The following is a 667-nucleotide window of genomic DNA, read 5'->3' on the forward strand; positions in this document are numbered from 1 at the left end:
GGAAAGACGTGTTTATTATGGATTGGCAAAGACCGGACGGTGAAGACATTCCTCGGTTTTTTCCGGTTTTTTGGTGAGCAGAGAAGCCAGGCACTGAAGTTCATTTGTTCCGATATGTGGAAGCCTTATCTCAAGGTCATCGAAAAAAAGGCGGGACAAGCCATTCATATTCTGGACCGCTTTCATATCGTCGCCAAACTGAACAAGGCCATTGACGAGGTCAGAGCGGATGAGCATCGGCAAATGAAGAAAGCAGGACATGAGCCGGTTCTCAAGAACTCCAGGTGGTGCCTGCTCAAGCGCAAGGAGAATCTAACGGAGAAACAGGAAATCAAGCTCAAAGAGATTCTCAAGTATAACCTGCGATCTGTACGCGCCTACCTGCTGAAAAGAGGATTTCAATGGCTTCTGGGAATATGTCTCGCCTGCTTGGGCGGAAAAATTCCTGGACCGCTGGTGTACTCGTGTGATGCGTTCGCAGATAGAACCCATGAAAAAAGTGGCCAAAACGATACGAGCACACAAGCTGCTAATTCTGAATTGGTTCAAGGCAAAAGTCACCACGAGAAATTCCTACGGCTTTCGCACCTATCGGGGCGCAGAAATCGCGTTATATCATGCGCTTGGGAATCTGCCTACTCCGCCAATGACCCACAGATTTTACTGA

At 48.1% G+C, this 667-nt stretch carries 1 protein-coding gene and 1 pseudogene; both read left to right on the forward strand.

The annotated features are described in order from the left end of the window. Positions 1–39: 39 nt before the first annotated feature. A pseudogene (locus ACOCD2_RS24385) lies at positions 40–327 on the forward strand (transposase); the annotation flags it as partial. A 118-nt stretch (positions 328–445) separates the two neighbouring features. Continuing rightward, a complete protein-coding gene (locus ACOCD2_RS24390; protein WP_419594254.1) occupies positions 446–667 on the forward strand; it encodes a transposase in 222 nt (73 codons plus the stop codon).

The organism is Thiolapillus sp., assembly GCF_048562965.1.
In the GTDB taxonomy this organism is placed as follows: Bacteria; Pseudomonadota; Gammaproteobacteria; order Chromatiales; family Chromatiaceae; genus Thiolapillus; species Thiolapillus brandeum_A.